The organism is Candidatus Neptunochlamydia sp. REUL1 (assembly GCF_963457595.1).
Lineage (GTDB): Bacteria > Chlamydiota > Chlamydiia > Chlamydiales > Simkaniaceae > Neptunichlamydia.
The window spans coordinates 1,389,155-1,405,505 of sequence record NZ_OY735137.1 but is presented as its reverse complement, the minus strand read 5'-3'; the positions used below and the strand labels follow the sequence as shown (position 1 = coordinate 1,405,505).

The following is a 16,351-nucleotide window of genomic DNA, read 5'->3' as shown; positions in this document are numbered from 1 at the left end:
TATGTCAACACCTAAGAAATTGATTTTTGAAGAAGAAGCAAGAGAAAAGCTCAAAGAGGGCATTGACAAGCTTGCAGATACCGTTGGTGTAACCCTTGGCCCTAAAGGGAAAAATATCGGAATTGAATCAAGCTGGGGCGCTCCAAAAATCACTAACGATGGGAATAGCATCGTCAAGGATATTGAACTAAAGGACCCTTACTCGAATATGGGTGTTTCGATGGGAAAGGAAGTTGCACGAAAGATCAAAGAAAAATCGGGTGACGGTACCACAACAGGAATTATTATCCTTCGCACTCTCGTAAAACAAGGAATCAAAAATATTGCAAGTGGTGTCAGCCCGATCAACTTAAAACGCGGGATCGACAAAGGTGTTGAAATCATAATGCAAGAACTTGATGCCTTGGCGACCCCCGTAGAAAAAGCCGATGCAATCCGAAATATCGCAACGGTCTCCGCTTCTGGAAACAAGGAAATCGGCCAAACAATTTTTGATGCCATTGATAAAGTCGGCAGCTCTGGCGTTATTACGATTGAAGAAGGAAAAGGAACTTCCACCACAATTGAAATGGTTGAAGGCATGCAGTTTGACCGTGGATATACAAGTCCCTATTTCTGCACGAATGCTGAAACAATGATGGTCGAAATGACAAATACAGGAATTTTGATTACCGATAAGAAGATTTCTTCTATTCAGGAAATTCTTCCTTTGCTGCAGTCAATTGCTGCTTCTGGAAAAGGTCTACTCATTATTGCAGAAGACATTGAGGGAGATGCCCTTTCAACGCTCGTTGTGAACAAGTTGCGAGGCTCACTGAAGATTGCTGCAGTCAAAGCACCAGGCTTTGGCGATCGACGCAAAGCAATGCTTGAAGATATCGCAGTACTCACTGGAGCCACCGTTGTCTCTGAAGAGAAAGGAATGCAGCTCGTACAAGCAACTGAAGAAGTCCTCGGGCAAGCAGAGCGCATTGAAATCGACAAAGAAAATACCACAATTATTGGGGGTATGGGGCAAAAAGAAGAGATCAGCGCGCGTATTAAGCAAATTAATGTCGAACATGATAATGCCTCAAGTGATTACGACGCAGAAAAGCTTGAAGAGCGTCGTGCAAAATTGCAAGGTGGGGTCGCAGTCATCCGCGTGGGGGCTCCGACTGAGCCTGAGATGAAGCAAAAAAAACAAGACTTCGAAGATAGTTTAAATGCAACGCGCGCGGCCCAAGAGAGTGGTTTTGTTCCTGGTGGAGGCGTTGCTCTTCTCAGAGCAAGCCAAAAGCTCAAGGAACTGAAGCTTGATCAAGAGGAAAAACTAGGTGTGGAAATCGTTCTTAGTGCTTGCTCGGCTCCCTTTAAGCAAATCGTAAACAATTGTGGAAAGGATAGCTCCATTTACTTACAAGAAGTTCTGAGTAAAGCGTCTTCTTTTGGGTTCAATGCTGCTAGTGAGACAGTTGAAGACCTAGTTAAAGGCGAGGTGATTGATCCAACCAAGGTTGTGAAAAACTCTCTTAAGTATGCTGCTTCGGTTGCTGGAATCGTCTTGATTTCCGAAGTATTGATTGCAGATGCACCTGAGGACGAGGAAGAGTCGGCATGACCCGTTCCGCCCTTCTATGCGCATCGGGAATCGGTGATGGGCTCCTTATGATGATCGTAGCCCATCACCTGAAAAAATGTAGGTTAAATCCTACAGTTTTTCATGATGGAGCGGAGGATCTATCCCTTCTGTTTGAAGATCACACCTTTAAAAACCATGGTCTTTTGGAGGAACTCGAAAGCTATGATACCGTCATTGTAGAAAATGATAATTCAAAACGCGCATGGGATCTGTTTCGACTCCGCAACCAAGGAAAGATGGGACATGTACGATTTATCTTTCCTACTCCAAGCAAAAATTTCAAAGAGGGAGATTTCCTCTTTGATTCTACTCTCCCTGTTGCAACGAATTTAGCTAATGCTTGCGCCGCACTCCTTGGGAGCCCCCACAGCAAAGAAAATGACCTAACTCTCCCCAACGGAGAGCATCAAAAACATTCCAAGAGAGTGGTGATCCACCCAACGAGCCATGACCCTAAGCGGAACTGGGGAAAAGAGCAATTTCTAGAACTTGCTAACCTGCTTGAAATGGAAGGATACTCTCCTGTTTTTTGTGTTAGCCCTAGTGAGCGGGTGGAATGGGAAGAGCTTGGGGTAAAGCTCCCTCTATTTGCAAATTTAAAAGAATTAGCCGCTTATATTTATGAGTCAGGATTTCTAATTGGAAATGATTCAGGGCTTGGGCATTTAGCTTCAAACTTAGGAATTGAAACCTTAACCATTTCAGGAAACCCCAAAAGAGTCCGCCTGTGGCGTCCTGATTGGTCGCTCGGAAAGGTTGTGACGATTCCCTTTCCTCTTCCTAACTTTAAAGGAATCAACTTCCGAATACGAGAAAACTACTGGCAAAAATTTATTCCTGTTAAGAGGACCCTTAAGGCCTTTATGGAGCTAACGCATGAAAGCCGCAGTCATTTGCTCTAAAGGGATGGGCGACGGCCTCATGATGATGGTCGCTTCCCACCGTCTCAAACTTGAGGGATATGATGTCACAACCTTTCAGGATTCTCTAGGGGAATTAGAGGGATGGTTTCCCGGTCATCACTTTGCTAAACGCTCAACCATTGACTCCCTTGAAGCTTTCGATCTAATTGTTTTGCAAAATGACAACACCCCCTTTTCCTCTAACCTTATTGATAAATATCGCGAGAAAATCTATATCTTTTACGCTAGCTATGAAGAGGGAAAACACCACGCAATTTATCCTCAAGACCGCATTTTTGATCGAGCCCTTCCCCTTGTAACAAACATTGCGCAGAGCATTGCCTCAATCCTTGGGAACCGTGATCCCATTCTAGAAAATGGGATCACGGTTCCCAAAGAACTCTCCTATCGGAAACATCAAAAACGCGTAGTGATTCATCCAACAAGCACAACTCCCAAGCGAACTTGGAGCAGAGAAAAATTTTTGGGTGTGGCAGAGAAACTCGAAAAAGAAGGGTTTGAAATCGCTTTTTCACTTAGCCATGAAGAGAAAGAAAAATGGAGAGGGGTTCCTTTTGCTATTCCAGAATTTCCTAATCTAAGCTCTCTTGCTTCTTACCTATATGAGTCCTACTCTTTAATAGGCAATGAATCAGGAACCGGGCATCTGGCTTCAAACCTAGGAATTCCCACCCTCATCGTTGCAAGCTGCCCAAAACAAATGGCACTGTGGCGTCCGGGATTTCTTCTTGGAAAAATCGTCACCCCTCCTTCATATATCCCCAATACAAAACTCTTTAGGCTTCGAGAAAATAGGTGGCAAGCCTTTATCTCTTCCCGCCGGGTGGTCAAAACCTTTCATGAGGCTGTCTGATGAAATGGCTTCTTCTTTTGATATTTCCTGTAGCATTGCTTGGAGGGCTCAATGAAAATGGCGACTTCCAAGTCTGGAACACAGACACCATCAACCTCCAGATGGGAAAAAAAACCTTTTTAAAGGGAGAAACCGAGTTTCGATATGGGCAAGACGGTAGTAAGCTCTACTATAAGCATTACCAAGGGGGGATTGTTTTTATTCGCTCTTCCCATACAGTCATTGAGACCTCTTACCGCCATATTTTTCTTCGGGTAGATCATCATTGGCGCAAGATTTACAGCCCATTCTTAGACCTCACCTTCCAAGCGCAATCAAGGCGCGGTTGGTACATTGGAAACCGTAATCGTATCCAATACCTTATTCACGATAAATATCTAGGAAGTAAACGCCGCTGGCTCTATCGTAATAGACTAGAGAACATCTTCCCTCACCGGGTAACCCGAAGAAAAATTGCTCCTTACATCGCTAATGAAGTCTTTTGGCTCGAAGCTAGGGGGATTTCTGAAAACCGTCTAGAGGCCGGCCTTAAGATTCCTTATCACCAAAGGACTCAACTTAACCTTTCTTACATGTCCCGAAACCTCAAGGATCACCAAAAGAAGTGGATCCACCAAAATGTAGCATGGGTCCATTTTTCCCTTCACTTCTAACATCACATCGGTATCTTAGGGAGTATGCTAGAACAGGACCTACTCCTTCTTTTTAAGGGGGCATGTACAGGCTTTTTTTATACCTTTATCTCGATTTCGGGAATAATTCTTGTTGCCCATTACATTATAGGTAAGAATTTCAGGCTTGGACTCACAGCAGCCCTTGGAATCGTTGCAGTGCAAGTACTTTGGTCTGCAATCGCTCTTTTGATTATGATGGGACTGATTAAAAGTGCTAATATTAACCATCCCGGTTTTGCCCTCATTGGTTCGGCGATCCTCTTTATTATGGCAGTCAAGATCTATCGAAAAAGAGAAAAGTTTGACCAACATGATACCCTTTCTAGAAGACCATTAAAAGCTTTTGCAGCAGGAGCCTTGACCTCTCTTGTAATCCCTATTCGAATTTTAGGGTTCGCTGCAATCTTTGCTGCAATTCGAGTCCACACTACCAATCTTAATGAAGGTATTTCACCAGTGGTTGGAGTGGCCATCGGCTCCTTTTTATTTTGGTTGATCTTTTCTCTATCAATCCACTATTCAAAAAAAATGATTTCTCCAAAGACCCTCCAAAAATTTCATCGCTACGCCGCCCTTGTTCTCATCGTCTTTTCTTTGATTGGATTGTTGCAACAATATTTTTAAGAGACTATAATAAGTTTTTTAATCAAATATGAGAGCCACCTATGAAAAACTCCCCTCACCGCATGAAACACGAACAAAAAAAAGCAATCCGTGAAGCACAAAAGCAGGAATATGAGACAGAAGAGAAGAAGATAAGCGAAGAGGAAAAAAAGAAACATTTAACTTCTTCTAAGACAAATAAAGCTGCACGTGGAAAGGCCGGCTCAAAAAAGAAATCTCATATGACATCTCCTGATGATGTGACCTGGGAAACTGAACCTGAGAGCATTCACCGTGAAGGAAAAAACTGGATGGAAACGGTTCAAAAACAAACTTTAGATGCCGCAGGACGCCTCCAAAAAAAGCTGCAAAAATTCCTCAAAAAGAAAAGGTAGTTAGAGGTATACTGGTGGGCATGATTCGGATTGCCCATATCTCAGATTTGCATTTTTCAAAGTTTTCTTTGAGTCCTGCGCAGTTTTTTTCTAAGCAGTGGCTAGGGAACATGAACCTCCTGTTTAACCGCTCCAAGCAATACCTCAACAAGCGTCCTTTTTCGCTTGTCTCTGAGTTCAAAGAGAAGGGAATCACTCACGTCATCATTTCCGGTGATTTAACCACCACCTCAAGCCACCAGGAATACAAAATGGCAAAACATTTTGTAGAAGCTTTAGAGAAAGAAGGAATGAAAGTATTTGTCATTCCTGGAAACCATGATCATTATACAAAAAAATCCGATCGAACCAAACGCTTTTACCGCGCCTTCCCCTCGCCAAAGAATAGCGAGTTTTCACTAAGTCAACATGGAGTGTGCTCTATAGCACTTGCTCCGGGATGGCACCTCGTTTTAATGGATACAGCGCTTGCTACCTCACTTGTTTCATCAAACGGTTATTTTTCTCCTATCGTTGAAGAAAACTTCAAAAAACTCATCGAGAAGATTCCCACTGATGAAAACATTCTCCTGGTGAACCACTTTCCATTCTTCGACCATGACACACCTCGTCGTCGCCTTATTCGAGGAAATCAACTCCTTCAGATCATTGAAAGCTGCCCTCATATTCAGATGTATCTCCACGGACATACCCATCGCCACACGATTGCTGACTTGCGCCCGAATAAGCTTCCTCTTATTCTTAATAGCGGAAGCACTGGCCACCGCAATGGATCGTGGAACCAGATGGACTTAGAAGGAAATTCTCTAAAACTCACAGTAAACCAATGGAAAGATGGCTGGAAAGAAACAAATGTACAGACCTTCTTATTTGAATCAAAACCTTGGTATCAAAATGGACTCCGTTTTAAATGCACAGGATGTGGGAAGTGTTGCACGGGATCAGGTTTTGTCTGGATCGAAAAAGAAGATGTTAGGAATATTACGAAACACTTAGAGCTTACAGAGGACGAGTTTTATAAAAAGTATACCCGGCAGCTCGGGTTTGACATCTCTCTTATTGAAGATCCTGTCACAGAAGACTGCATTTTTCTTGAGGATAAAAAATTCTGCAAAATCTATGAATCTCGCCCGCAGCAATGCCGCACCTTCCCCTGGTGGAAAGGAAATCTCGAAAATCCCCAGGCGTGGAAAGAAGCAAAAGCGCGGTGCGAAGGGATTGATCACAAAGAGGCTCCTCTTATTTCGCTGCCAGATATTGAAAAACATTTAGAAGATTGAGGTGTTTCAATGAGGGTTGGAAAGCTACTGATTCGCCTAATTATCGTCTCCTTTTGGGTTGCTCTGTTTTTTATGTTAGTATCGATTCCTCGTTTTGTCCGCCCCTTTAAAGAAAGTACACCTGTTCTCAATATTTTTAGCTGGCCTGAGATATTAAGTCCCGAGACAATCGCGAAATTTGAGAAAGAGTCAGGGATCAAAGTCAAACGTCACTATTACACAAGTAACGAGGAGCTTCTGGTCAAACTTAAAGCAACCGAAGGGAAAGGATATGACTTGATTATTCCGTCTGATTACATGGTGAAAAAGCTCATCGACGAAGAGCTCTTGCAACCCATTGATCCAGGAGAATTAAACTTCGTGGCCCATCTGAATCCCCGCTTAATACACCAGCCTTTCGACCCCGAAAACACTTACTCGATTCCCTATATTTGGGAAGCGCTTGGCTTTGGAATCAATACCGAGCAGTATAACGACCTACCCTTTACTCCGACTTGGGAGGAGCTCTATCACCCTACAAATCCCAATACAAAAATTTCAATGATTAACGACCCTATTGAAGCCATTGATTGCACGGCTCGCCACCTCTTTGGAGATGATGTAGAAATGGGGCCTAAAGAAATCGCTCAAATTCATGCGACCTTGAAGGAACAAAAAAAACTCGTCGAAGCCTATGCCGGAGTCCGAGGAGACTACCTTCTTATTACAAAAAACTGCTCAATCGCTGTGATTCCCACTTCCTACGTCCTCCGTGCCACAAAGAATTATAATCACATCGACTTTGTAATCCCAGAAAAGTATACCTTTGTGTCTATTGAAAATTTTTGCATTCCCAAAGAGTCTGAAAACAACGAATTTGCCTATACTTTTCTCAACTATCTATACCAGCCAGAAGTCTTCGCTGGTGAAGCAAATGCCTATCATAATTTCCCCGCCACAACAAATGCTTCTTCTTACATAAAAGGCCTCCCGGTTTATCTAAAAACTCTAGAAACCTTAGAAAACTACGACGGAGACTTCTACTATACAAGAGATCTCCTTTCAGAGACCGAGTCCCGCACTCTTTGGATCAAACTTAAAACCGATTGACCATTACACCCCAAAGTACCACCTATTCGCACCATTGGCTTGTAGAGTTAGCACTTTGGGGTTACATTTTTTGTCGATTTTGCTACGGTGGATTAAAAACCTGAGCTAGAGCCGATGACAAAGTCCTTGCCGAAAGAAATAGAAATAAAAGTACAAGAGTGGCTTTCTGATTCCTTCGATAAAGAAACCCAACAAGAGGTTCAAAAGCTTTTAGAAGGAAATTCAGCAGTTGTCATCGATGCGTTTTATACAACGGTTGCCTTTGGAACCGGAGGAATGCGCAGTGTGATGGGAGTCGGAACCAATCGACTGAACAAATATACCATTCGGTTTGCCACACAAGGGCTTGCAAACTATATCTTAAAACAAAGCGTCCCTCATCCAAAGGTATTTATTGGGTATGACTCGAGACATCATTCTCGAGAGTTTGCAGAAGAAACAGCACGGGTCCTTGCAGGGAATAAGATTGAGACCTTTATTACAAAGGATCTCCGCCCAACCCCTTTTGTCTCCTTTGGCTGTCGCCACCATGGCTGCACTGCCGCAGTCATGATCACAGCTTCGCATAACCCACCGGAATACAACGGTTACAAGGTATATTGGAGCGATGGAGCACAGGTTGTCCCCCCCCACGACGTAGGAATCATGGCTGAGGTAGAAAAAGTCACCCACCCAAATGCAGTGGAACTTGCCCCCTTTAAAGATTCTTTGATTCATGAAGTCGGAAAAGAGGATGATGAAGCCTACTTTGAAGTATTAACCCCTCTCCAAAATCATCCCGAAGCCAATCAAAAAGAAGGAAACTCCCTCCACATCATCTACTCCCCTCTGCATGGATGTGGTAGTACTACCCTTCCAGAAGCGCTCAAGAGGTGGGGATTTACAAATCTCTCCTTTGTTGAAGCACAAAAGCTTCCCGATAGAGATTTCCCTGCTGCCCACTCTCCAAACCCTGAGCAAAAAGAAACCCTGCAACTCGGAATTGACCAACTTTTAGCTGAAAAAGGCGATATATTTATTGCAACCGATCCCGATGCAGACCGGATGGGAGTTGTTGTTCGCCATCAAGAGAAAAGCATCATCCTCAACGGAAATCAGATTGCCTCCCTATGCCTCTATTATCTTTGCAACACCAAATCTCTTCCAGAAAATAGCGCTGCTGTTACAACAATTGTCACGACAGAGCTCTTTCGCCTTATCGCCGAGTCCTACAACGTCACCCCCTTTGAAGTCCTCACAGGCTTCAAGTATATTGGGGAGAAGATCCATGAATGGGAGCAAACCCACGACCGCTCTTTCCTCTTTGGCGCTGAAGAATCTCTAGGATTTCTTTACGGAACCCATTCCCGCGATAAGGATGCGACTATCGCAGCCTGCCTCCTTGCTGAAATGACCCTCCAGCTTAAAAAAAAGGGCAAGACTCTGATCGATCTCCTAAATGAGATCTACAAAAAATACGGTCCCTTTTTAGAAGCCCAACTTTCTATCCCCTTTGGAGGAGGAAAAGAAGGAATGGAAAAGATGAAAACCGTTATGGAAGCTCTAAGAAGGTCTCCCCCTAATGAAATCAATAAACAAAAAGTGATTGAAGTGACCGACTACCTATCAGATCATACCGCGCTTCCAAAATCCAATGTTTTACTCTTTCGAGTTGACGACCACAGCAAGTTTGTCATCCGCCCTTCTGGGACAGAGCCAAAAATCAAAATCTATGGACTGGTTCGCCACAACGAAAAAGGGAAGCTTAATACTTCCCTTGAATCGCTAAAAAATCTTCTTCTAAAAACTACTTAATTCAGGTTCTGGTGGAAAAATTTTTCTATATGGGAAAGGTTTACTTAACCCTATTTTTGTTTCATAAGATCAGGCTGCTATCCCAAATAGCCCTTCTATAAATATTTGTTGAGATAAAGAGTCTTTCCTTCCTACGCCTTTTATTTGACCCTTACGAATCATATGCATGGATTCATACCCGGCAATCGTTGCTTCAGCTGTTGCAAATCTTTGGAACCATTGACTCTACACTATAGCTAAAATATTTCGTTTTAGTTATAATTTTTTGAATGACATATTCGCTAGATTTTAGAAAAAAAGTTCTATCGATCCGAAGCAAAGAAAAATTAAGCTTTGCCCAAGTAGCAAGACGCTTTGGAGTAAGTGTAAATAGTGTGTTTCTCTGGTCTAAGAGGTTAGAGCCGAGGCGCACTAAAATCAGACCTGCAATAAAGATTGATAGAGAGATCTTGATGGAGGATATCAAGAAATACCCTGATGCCTTCAACTATGAACGAGCACATCGTCTCAAAGTAAGCACTTCAGGCATTCGGTGTGCCATGAAGAGGTTAAGAATTAGCTATAAAAAAAACGCTCAACCATCCCAAGGCCTGCGAAACAAAAAGACAAATCTTTCAAGGAAAAATCGCAGAATATAAACGTTTGGGAAAGCCAATTGTATATATTGATGAAAGCGGGTTTGCCCATGATATGCCCCGCACCCACGGTTACTCCAAAATAGGACAGCGATGTTTTGGTACTCATGATTGGGGAGCAAAAGGAAGAACAAATGCAATAGGGGCATTACTTGGAACAAGCCTCCTTACACTTGCGTTATTCGAGTGCAATATTAATACAGATGCCTTTTCCATTTGGGCAGAGGAGGACTTGCTACCGAAACTTCCCTCTGAAAGTATTCTGGTTATGGATAATGCTTCATTCCATAAAAGCAAATCTATGCAAGAGAAGATCCACGCTGCAGGCCATACCTTGGAATATCTTCCTCCCTATTCCCCTGATCTAAACCCTATTGAACACAAGTGGGCACAGGCAAAGTCTAAGCGAAGAAAATATCAATGTGGAATAGACGAACTTTTCAAGGAGCACTGCCTATAACTAATTTAAGTCACTTTAGCTATATCCTTCTCTTAGAAAACCGATGATCTTGCTCCACAATATTATTCAGATACTTAATCTGCCTAAGTTCAGTCTCCATTGGGATCAATCTTTGATTTTGAATAGCTTTGAATGCAGGAGGATATGCAGCGTTTTTATCAACGCCGATAACTCTAGGAATACTGCAGTGACTATTAGCAAGAGTTTGTCTAAAAATTTTCTCAGCTGCAGGCTTGTCTCGAGTTTCACTGAGTATCTAATCAAGAGTGTTCCCTTCAGAATCAACTGCTCTATAGAGGTAATGCCATTTCCCTTTGATCTTGATGTAGGTCTCATCTACTCTGTAAGAATCGTTGGATGGTTTCAGAAATTTTTTGAGTCGTTTCTTAAACTTCAAAGCATATTGATGAACCCATCTCATGATCGTTGTGTGACATGCTGAAAGACCTCGCTCCTGACGCATAAAAAATTCAATTTTACAGAAGATAAGCGTTTTTTGCACCAGAACCAGAAGTAGTGCCTTAGTTTCATGCCCTGGGAGGGTCCGATCCTCCCGGGGCACTTTTTTGCAAAAATGCACTCCTCATGTTAAAGAAAATCTTCTATTTAAGCCAACAAAGATCGCAACCTAGGGAAGAAGGGACGGAATATCCTTGAAGGATTTCTCAAGAAAGTCGCAGCTACCAATCAGATCCCTCATAGGATGGTCATGGTTATATTGGGTGTGTTGGTAGTGACGCATGGCGTCATAGATTGTTGTCAGGTCTTTTATCATCCCTACATCGCCATTAATCCAGCGTAGAATCCAAGCAGCTCCCTCTTCAATCGAGGTAACAATGACATCACTTAAGCTGTGAACAAAGGGGTGGACATATTCGGTGATATGTGTTCCTAGGATTTCGGTATTGGACTTCCGATAATGCGTTTCCTCAGGAGACAGGATGATCACCGGCTTGGCATGAAACTTTGCCCACATCATTTCAGCACCCACACCGAGGCCGCGACGGTGACGCGCATCGACAAAGACAATATCAGCGAGAAAGACTTGGGTCATATCGCGCCCAAATACTGATTTTTGATCTGAAAGGTTATCTGAGCGCTGCGCAGGATTGAGAAAGAGAAGGGAGTGAGGGCGCAACTGTTTCTGCAAGCTCTCAAAATCTTCTTGTGTCCACCTGGACTCAAGAATCTCGTGATCCTTTTGAATTGTTCCAGCAAAGTAAATCGACAGTTTTTTCATGAAGCTATCCGCAATTTAAATTGTTTCAGACCTTCCAGGGACCTCGTACAAATAGATCATCGACGAGTCAACGGAAATGGTTTGTTTTGGCTTCCAAGTTGGAATCTCATGAGTGTGGGAAACAACATGGGTTCCTGGGCACAGTTCCCTCTCTAATTTTTCTTTAAGACGCTCCATACTCTTTGGGAAAAGATAGCAGACAATAAGGTTTGCATCTCGCAGAGGCTTTTCAAAAAAGTCATGTCTCACGATTTTTAGATTTTTCGAGTGATTGAGAAAGGAAGAAAAAAGATAGGGAATCGGTGAGTTTTCAAAACCAATAATCGAGCAATCTGCATATTTCTTCGATAGAGGGAAAAGAATGTTCCCCCACCCTGAGCCCAGTTCAATAATCGTTCCGTCATTTAGCTCAGGAAGGTTTTCTAAAAGAGCATCGCGTATCTTGTGAGATGTGGGCATCGGCGAGACCCCATTCTTCCACGTAAAAAGGAGAAGAAGGAGGAGCCCGATAAAAAGAACACTAAGCGTTACAACAAAATAGAGCATCTATTCCTATGCTTGTTGAAATATTCCCCCATATGTTGCACTCAAATTCAGGCACTGTCAAGATTTTTTACCCAGCTGTTCCGGTGAGTGGTTCGATGATTAAAAAAATAGCTACTCCAACCAATAGAATCATATAACCTAAAAAAAGTTTGAATAGGGTATTATTCTTTCCTTTAATAAGGAGTAATAATAAAGGATTGCCCTTCGGATTTAACAGACAAACAATAGAAGCTAATCGCTCCGCTGATTCCTCCACCAAAACACGGAGGACGTCCCCGGAAAACTAATGAGCGTTTAATAGTAGACGCTCTTCTCTATATCAGCCGCACAAGATGTCAATGGAGATATCTCCCGGAAAAGTGCCCACCAAGATCAACAGTGTATCACTGTTTCAAAGTGTGGAGAGAAGATAACACTTGGGATAATGTTGTAAATATCCTGCGAGAAAAATCAAGAGAAGCTTCCAATATAGATCCTTCTCCGTCTGCTTCTATCATTGATAGTCAAACTGTTAAAACAACAGGACGGGGCAAGGGAATTGGTTATGAAGTTCACCCTAAAAATAGTGAGACTTGGATCAAAATCGACATAATTAATATTTTGATTCACAGGCTAAAACCTGGGTAATTTGACTTTTTGGACACCCTCTCATATGACAAAACCTCCCAGGAGATTAATGCAACTGAAAAGGTTCAGCTCATGACTTAACCATCTTAACAAAAATAATTTATCACTGATGGCGGGGTGTGTTGTTTTGAAGTTTTGAGGTTTTATGTAAATTATTTATAGTAAGCTATATATGCCTTAATAAGGTTTTTGTTTGGGGGGTTAGGTTTCTTTTTCAAAGAAAAATTTAACTATTTAATTTCAAAATACTTACTCTTTAGTTGTTTTTAGTTTTATTAAATATTTATTTATGATATTATTAAAATAAGGAAATAATATTTTTATTAAGTAATATTTATGTCAGCAATAAATGGAAGAAACTCAGATCCTATTCCGCATATCTCCCCATCTGAGAGAGATGCAAAACCCAGTTTTTCTATTGAAGGAGATACACCATTCAAACAAGCTATTCAAAATAGCTCGCATTATTTGGAACAAAAAGCGCCACATGCAATAGGGTTTTTGATGCAAGCACTGTCAGGTCAAACGGTTTATATCGTACCTACAGATATAAATAACCCAGCATCAAAGTTTGCCTCTGATAACGAGCAACTAAAAGTTTTTTTGATAAGAGCTAACATGATGATTATTAACTAATAAAGGATGAAAAAATGGTTACACCAATAAATAACACTCGGCAAGCAGGCTCATTTAGTACGATTAGCAATGCTTTAGAAAGAGGAGCTTTAAAAATCAAGAAATCGGGGGCTGAAGCTCTTGAAAAATTACGAGAAAGTTTTTTTAATGTTGGAAAGGCTTGCTCTAATTTTAAAACCAAAATATTTAATTATTTTAAATATAAGTTAGCAAGAACGGTTACAAGCGAGGTTGCCAATCCTGTGATTCATAAAGTGTCACAATCTATTGATAATCATAGTACAGCAGTTGTGAACTCAGCAGCTTTAGGTAGTGGATTAAGTGCAATTGCAGTATCCAGTACTGCTGCTGCTTTAGGAGGCGGTGTGGGTGCAGTCCTTTCTGGAGCTGCTATCGGAAGTGTATTTGGAGCTGCCGTTGGAATGGGCTTATATACCCATAATCAACTGCCACCTGGAGAGAGCCCTTTTAAAAAAGGGATAAAAGAAACCATTGTCATAGATGAATTACAGAAATCTACAGCCAATGTTGCAAAAGGTGTTTTTTCAGGAATTTTTGGTGCTGCAGCCGGGGCAACAGCTATAACTTGTGGAGCTCCACTTGTTGCTAGTATCTGTATAGCGGCAGGTGCTTTATATGGAGCCGGCAAGGTAACAGGATATATTTCATAAAAAGTGTGAGTGTTTATACCTGTGGGTTGTTAAATTTCTATAAATGAGATGGGAGTGGTCACTTAAAGATAGATACAAAAGAATTCTGATACTCGTTAAAGATTTTAGGAGTAGTTAAAACAGTTCTGTTCTCTAATTGCGCGTAAGAGAATCTCTCATTTTTCTAAAATAACAGGAAATTGGTCAATCTGTTCTCTATGGAATTACGCGCTCAAAAAAAACCAGCTATTGAAAATCACACTTCAAACATCCATCAAAACCTGGTGAATCAAATGGTCATCCACGCGAAAGGTGGAAACTCTTCATTTCTTGTTGTGTTGTATTCAACAGAACCTCGAGCTGGACATGCAATCAACGTTAAAATTGACCCTTCCAAGAAAATTTATCGAATTATGGATGACAATATTGAGCTTATTGAATACCCCAGTGAAACCGCCTTTAAACGGGAACTTGGGAAATATTTTGCTTTTAATTACGCCACATACGATTTGTTCCATTTTTCGGATTTTGTAAGCAGTTAGTAACACTCAAGGGACTTTTATTGAAGGGGGTGACCCTTTGAGGGCATCGAATTGTTTGGCAAGCTCCAGGACCTCGTCTTCAGAGCAACGCCCACTTTGAATTTGAATCTTGATCTTTTCACGCTCTTCCATCCAATAATGTTGGAGCATTTTTGTTGCAGTTTCGAGTATTCCCTCTTCAGCTTTTTCAGGATTCACCTTCTTTTGCACGATCTGAGAAAAAAGTAGCTGCTCTTCCGTATTATTGAGGTTACTTGCAAGGCTAAGGAGGTCAGCTTCGGTGGTTTCCATGTAGACAGAGAAAAGGCGACGGCAAAGGGGAACGGTAAAGTGCTCAGGGCGAATATTTCCCTTCACAACTGAGAGAAGTTGCGGCTTCAAGTTTCCTAGGAGAAAAAGCCATCGAAGTAGATCGGTTTCAATCACCCGATTAGGATTGATTTCCACCTCTGAAACGCTCCCTGTTCGCTTAACAAAGGTTGAGCGTCGCACATCCTCTTGCCCCACGCCAACGAGTTTCTCAGGAACCTGGGTCAGTCGCGCAAGTTTCCGAAGAGATTCATGGACCATCAGAGGGTGATCCCAGCTGCGAATCCGGGCAGCAATCGTTTGGATGAGATGGTTTTTCTCGGAGGGGGAAGAAAGATCGCTGTCTTTTGAAAAATAGGAAATAAGAAAGGAGAGATAGTCTTCAGCTTTCTCAAGAAGTTCTCTAAATGCAAGAGGGCCTTGCTCTTTCAGGATTGTATCGGGGTCCATCCTGGGAGGAACGGAAACACAACAAACTTCAACGCCCTCTTTTTGGAAGAGGTTTCCAATTTTTGAAGCAGCGGTCCGCCCTGCAGCATCTCCATCTAAAGCAAGATAGACTTGAGTCACCCCAAGATTAAGAAGCACCTTTACGTGATCTTCGGTAAATGCTGTCCCCTGCCCTGCAACAGTGATATTAAATCCGGCCTGGATCAGGCGAAGAGCATCGATTTGCCCTTCAACAACAATGACCTGCTTCTCCTTTGCAATGCGCCGCCTAGAGAAGCTAAGACCATAAAGCGTGCTTGATTTCTTGAAGAGAGTCGTTTCGGGAGTATTGAGATACTTGGGTCCAAATGTGTCTTCAGAAGTCTTTCGTGCAGAAAAGCCAATCACTCCACCTGAAGCATCGAGGATAGGAAAGGTAATTCTATTAGAGAAAAAAGCCTTTTTCTTTCCATCAGGAAGGGTTTTAATCAGCCCTGCTGTTTCTAAAAGGGCCGCGCTGTAGCGGTGTTTCTGCAAAAACTTTCCAAACAGAGCTCCCCGCCTTGGAGCAAACCCAATTTTAAACAAACGGATAAAATCTAGATCAAGCCCTCGATCGTAAAGGTATTTGAGAGCGACATGCCCCTCATCACTATGGAGAAGATAGGTGTGATAAAACTCCGAAGCTTTTAAAAGCGCCTCCTTGAGTTCTTTCTTTGTTGGACCCTCTGAGCGTTTTTCATACTCCGCTTCTTCTAAAGGAACTTGGAACCGCTCTGCCAAGGTATCTACCGCTTCAACGAAGCTCATTTTCATGTATCCCATCAAAAATGCAATGGCATCTCCGTGCGCACCGCAACCAAAACAGTGGTAATGAGATTCTCCTTTTTGGATCATAAACGAGGGGGTTTTCTCATCATGAAAGGGACAGACTCCTTTGTAACTACTTCCCGCAGGTTTTAGGTTTACGTAGGAGGAAACCACTTCAATAAGGTCTATCTTTTCTCTGAGGAGCTCTAAGCTTTTTTTTGTGTAAATACCCATG

18 protein-coding genes and 2 pseudogenes are annotated in these 16,351 nt (G+C 42.2%); 16 read left to right on the top strand and 4 right to left on the bottom strand.

Annotated features, from left to right (window positions below; genetic code table 11):
* The first annotated feature begins 1 nt into the window (after position 1).
* From groL to R2I63_RS07495, 11 genes are all read left to right on the top strand, one after another.
* Positions 2–1,600 (top strand): chaperonin GroEL, encoded by a 1,599-nt coding sequence (gene groL / locus R2I63_RS07545; RefSeq protein ID WP_316356372.1) that lies wholly within the window; start codon positions 2–4, stop codon positions 1,598–1,600.
* Positions 1,597–2,523 (top strand): glycosyltransferase family 9 protein, encoded by a 927-nt coding sequence (locus tag R2I63_RS07540; RefSeq protein ID WP_316356369.1) that lies wholly within the window; start codon positions 1,597–1,599, stop codon positions 2,521–2,523. Before groL ends, R2I63_RS07540 begins: the two co-directional genes overlap by 4 nt.
* Entirely contained in the window at positions 2,498–3,397 is a 900-nt protein-coding gene (locus R2I63_RS07535) for a glycosyltransferase family 9 protein (RefSeq protein WP_316356366.1), read from the top strand. Before R2I63_RS07540 ends, R2I63_RS07535 begins: the two co-directional genes overlap by 26 nt.
* Complete coding sequence (locus tag R2I63_RS07530; protein WP_316356364.1) at positions 3,397–4,050, top strand: DUF2490 domain-containing protein; 654 nt, start codon at positions 3,397–3,399, stop codon at positions 4,048–4,050. Before R2I63_RS07535 ends, R2I63_RS07530 begins: the two co-directional genes overlap by 1 nt.
* A gap of 24 nt (positions 4,051–4,074) precedes the next feature.
* Complete coding sequence (locus tag R2I63_RS07525) at positions 4,075–4,695, top strand: LysE family transporter (protein WP_316356361.1); 621 nt, start codon at positions 4,075–4,077, stop codon at positions 4,693–4,695.
* A 62-nt stretch (positions 4,696–4,757) separates the two neighbouring features.
* Positions 4,758–5,069 (top strand): hypothetical protein, encoded by a 312-nt coding sequence (locus tag R2I63_RS07520; RefSeq protein ID WP_316356359.1) that lies wholly within the window; start codon positions 4,758–4,760, stop codon positions 5,067–5,069.
* 20 nt (positions 5,070–5,089) lie between these two features.
* A complete protein-coding gene (locus tag R2I63_RS07515) occupies positions 5,090–6,349 on the top strand; it encodes a YkgJ family cysteine cluster protein (RefSeq protein WP_316356356.1) in 1,260 nt (419 codons plus the stop codon).
* Between the two features lie 9 nt (positions 6,350–6,358).
* Positions 6,359–7,438, top strand: coding sequence for an extracellular solute-binding protein (locus tag R2I63_RS07510; RefSeq protein ID WP_316356353.1), 1,080 nt, complete (start codon positions 6,359–6,361; stop codon positions 7,436–7,438).
* Positions 7,439–7,552: 114 nt separating this feature from the next.
* Positions 7,553–9,232, top strand: coding sequence for a phospho-sugar mutase (locus R2I63_RS07505; RefSeq protein WP_316356351.1), 1,680 nt, complete (start codon positions 7,553–7,555; stop codon positions 9,230–9,232).
* 269 nt (positions 9,233–9,501) lie between these two features.
* Positions 9,502–9,870: an IS630 transposase-related protein gene (locus R2I63_RS07500; RefSeq protein ID WP_316356349.1), complete on the top strand. Its 369-nt coding sequence runs from the start codon at positions 9,502–9,504 to the stop codon at positions 9,868–9,870.
* Complete coding sequence (locus R2I63_RS07495; protein WP_316359726.1) at positions 9,794–10,327, top strand: IS630 family transposase; 534 nt, start codon at positions 9,794–9,796, stop codon at positions 10,325–10,327. Before R2I63_RS07500 ends, R2I63_RS07495 begins: the two co-directional genes overlap by 77 nt.
* Before the next feature lie 22 nt (positions 10,328–10,349).
* On the opposite strand, the pseudogene R2I63_RS07490 reads toward R2I63_RS07495, so the two are convergent.
* The 3 genes and pseudogenes from R2I63_RS07490 to R2I63_RS07480 form a co-directional block, all read right to left on the bottom strand.
* Positions 10,350–10,790 (bottom strand): annotated as a pseudogene (locus tag R2I63_RS07490) (IS6 family transposase); the annotation flags it as partial.
* Between the two features lie 165 nt (positions 10,791–10,955).
* Entirely contained in the window at positions 10,956–11,567 is a 612-nt protein-coding gene (locus tag R2I63_RS07485; RefSeq protein WP_316356346.1) for a hypothetical protein, read from the bottom strand.
* A gap of 15 nt (positions 11,568–11,582) precedes the next feature.
* A complete protein-coding gene (locus tag R2I63_RS07480; protein ID WP_316356343.1) occupies positions 11,583–12,113 on the bottom strand; it encodes a class I SAM-dependent methyltransferase in 531 nt (176 codons plus the stop codon).
* A 186-nt stretch (positions 12,114–12,299) separates the two neighbouring features.
* On the opposite strand from R2I63_RS07480, the pseudogene R2I63_RS10700 reads away from it, so the two are divergent.
* From R2I63_RS10700 to R2I63_RS07460, 5 genes and pseudogenes are all read left to right on the top strand, one after another.
* Positions 12,300–12,501: pseudogene (locus R2I63_RS10700) on the top strand (transposase); the annotation flags it as partial.
* Between the two features lie 8 nt (positions 12,502–12,509).
* On the top strand, positions 12,510–12,740 hold the full coding sequence (locus R2I63_RS10695; RefSeq protein WP_445083638.1) for a hypothetical protein: 231 nt from the start codon (positions 12,510–12,512) through the stop codon (positions 12,738–12,740).
* A 336-nt stretch (positions 12,741–13,076) separates the two neighbouring features.
* Positions 13,077–13,376, top strand: a complete 300-nt coding sequence (locus R2I63_RS07470) for a hypothetical protein (protein WP_316356341.1) — start codon at positions 13,077–13,079, stop codon at positions 13,374–13,376.
* Between the two features lie 14 nt (positions 13,377–13,390).
* On the top strand, positions 13,391–14,047 hold the full coding sequence (locus R2I63_RS07465) for a hypothetical protein (RefSeq protein WP_316356339.1): 657 nt from the start codon (positions 13,391–13,393) through the stop codon (positions 14,045–14,047).
* Between the two features lie 197 nt (positions 14,048–14,244).
* Positions 14,245–14,568: a hypothetical protein gene (locus R2I63_RS07460; RefSeq protein WP_316356336.1), complete on the top strand. Its 324-nt coding sequence runs from the start codon at positions 14,245–14,247 to the stop codon at positions 14,566–14,568.
* A 6-nt stretch (positions 14,569–14,574) separates the two neighbouring features.
* On the opposite strand, the gene dnaG is transcribed toward R2I63_RS07460, so the two are convergent.
* Positions 14,575–16,350: a DNA primase gene (gene dnaG, locus R2I63_RS07455; RefSeq protein WP_316356334.1), complete on the bottom strand. Its 1,776-nt coding sequence runs from the start codon at positions 16,348–16,350 to the stop codon at positions 14,575–14,577.
* Between the last annotated feature and the right edge of the window lies 1 nt (position 16,351).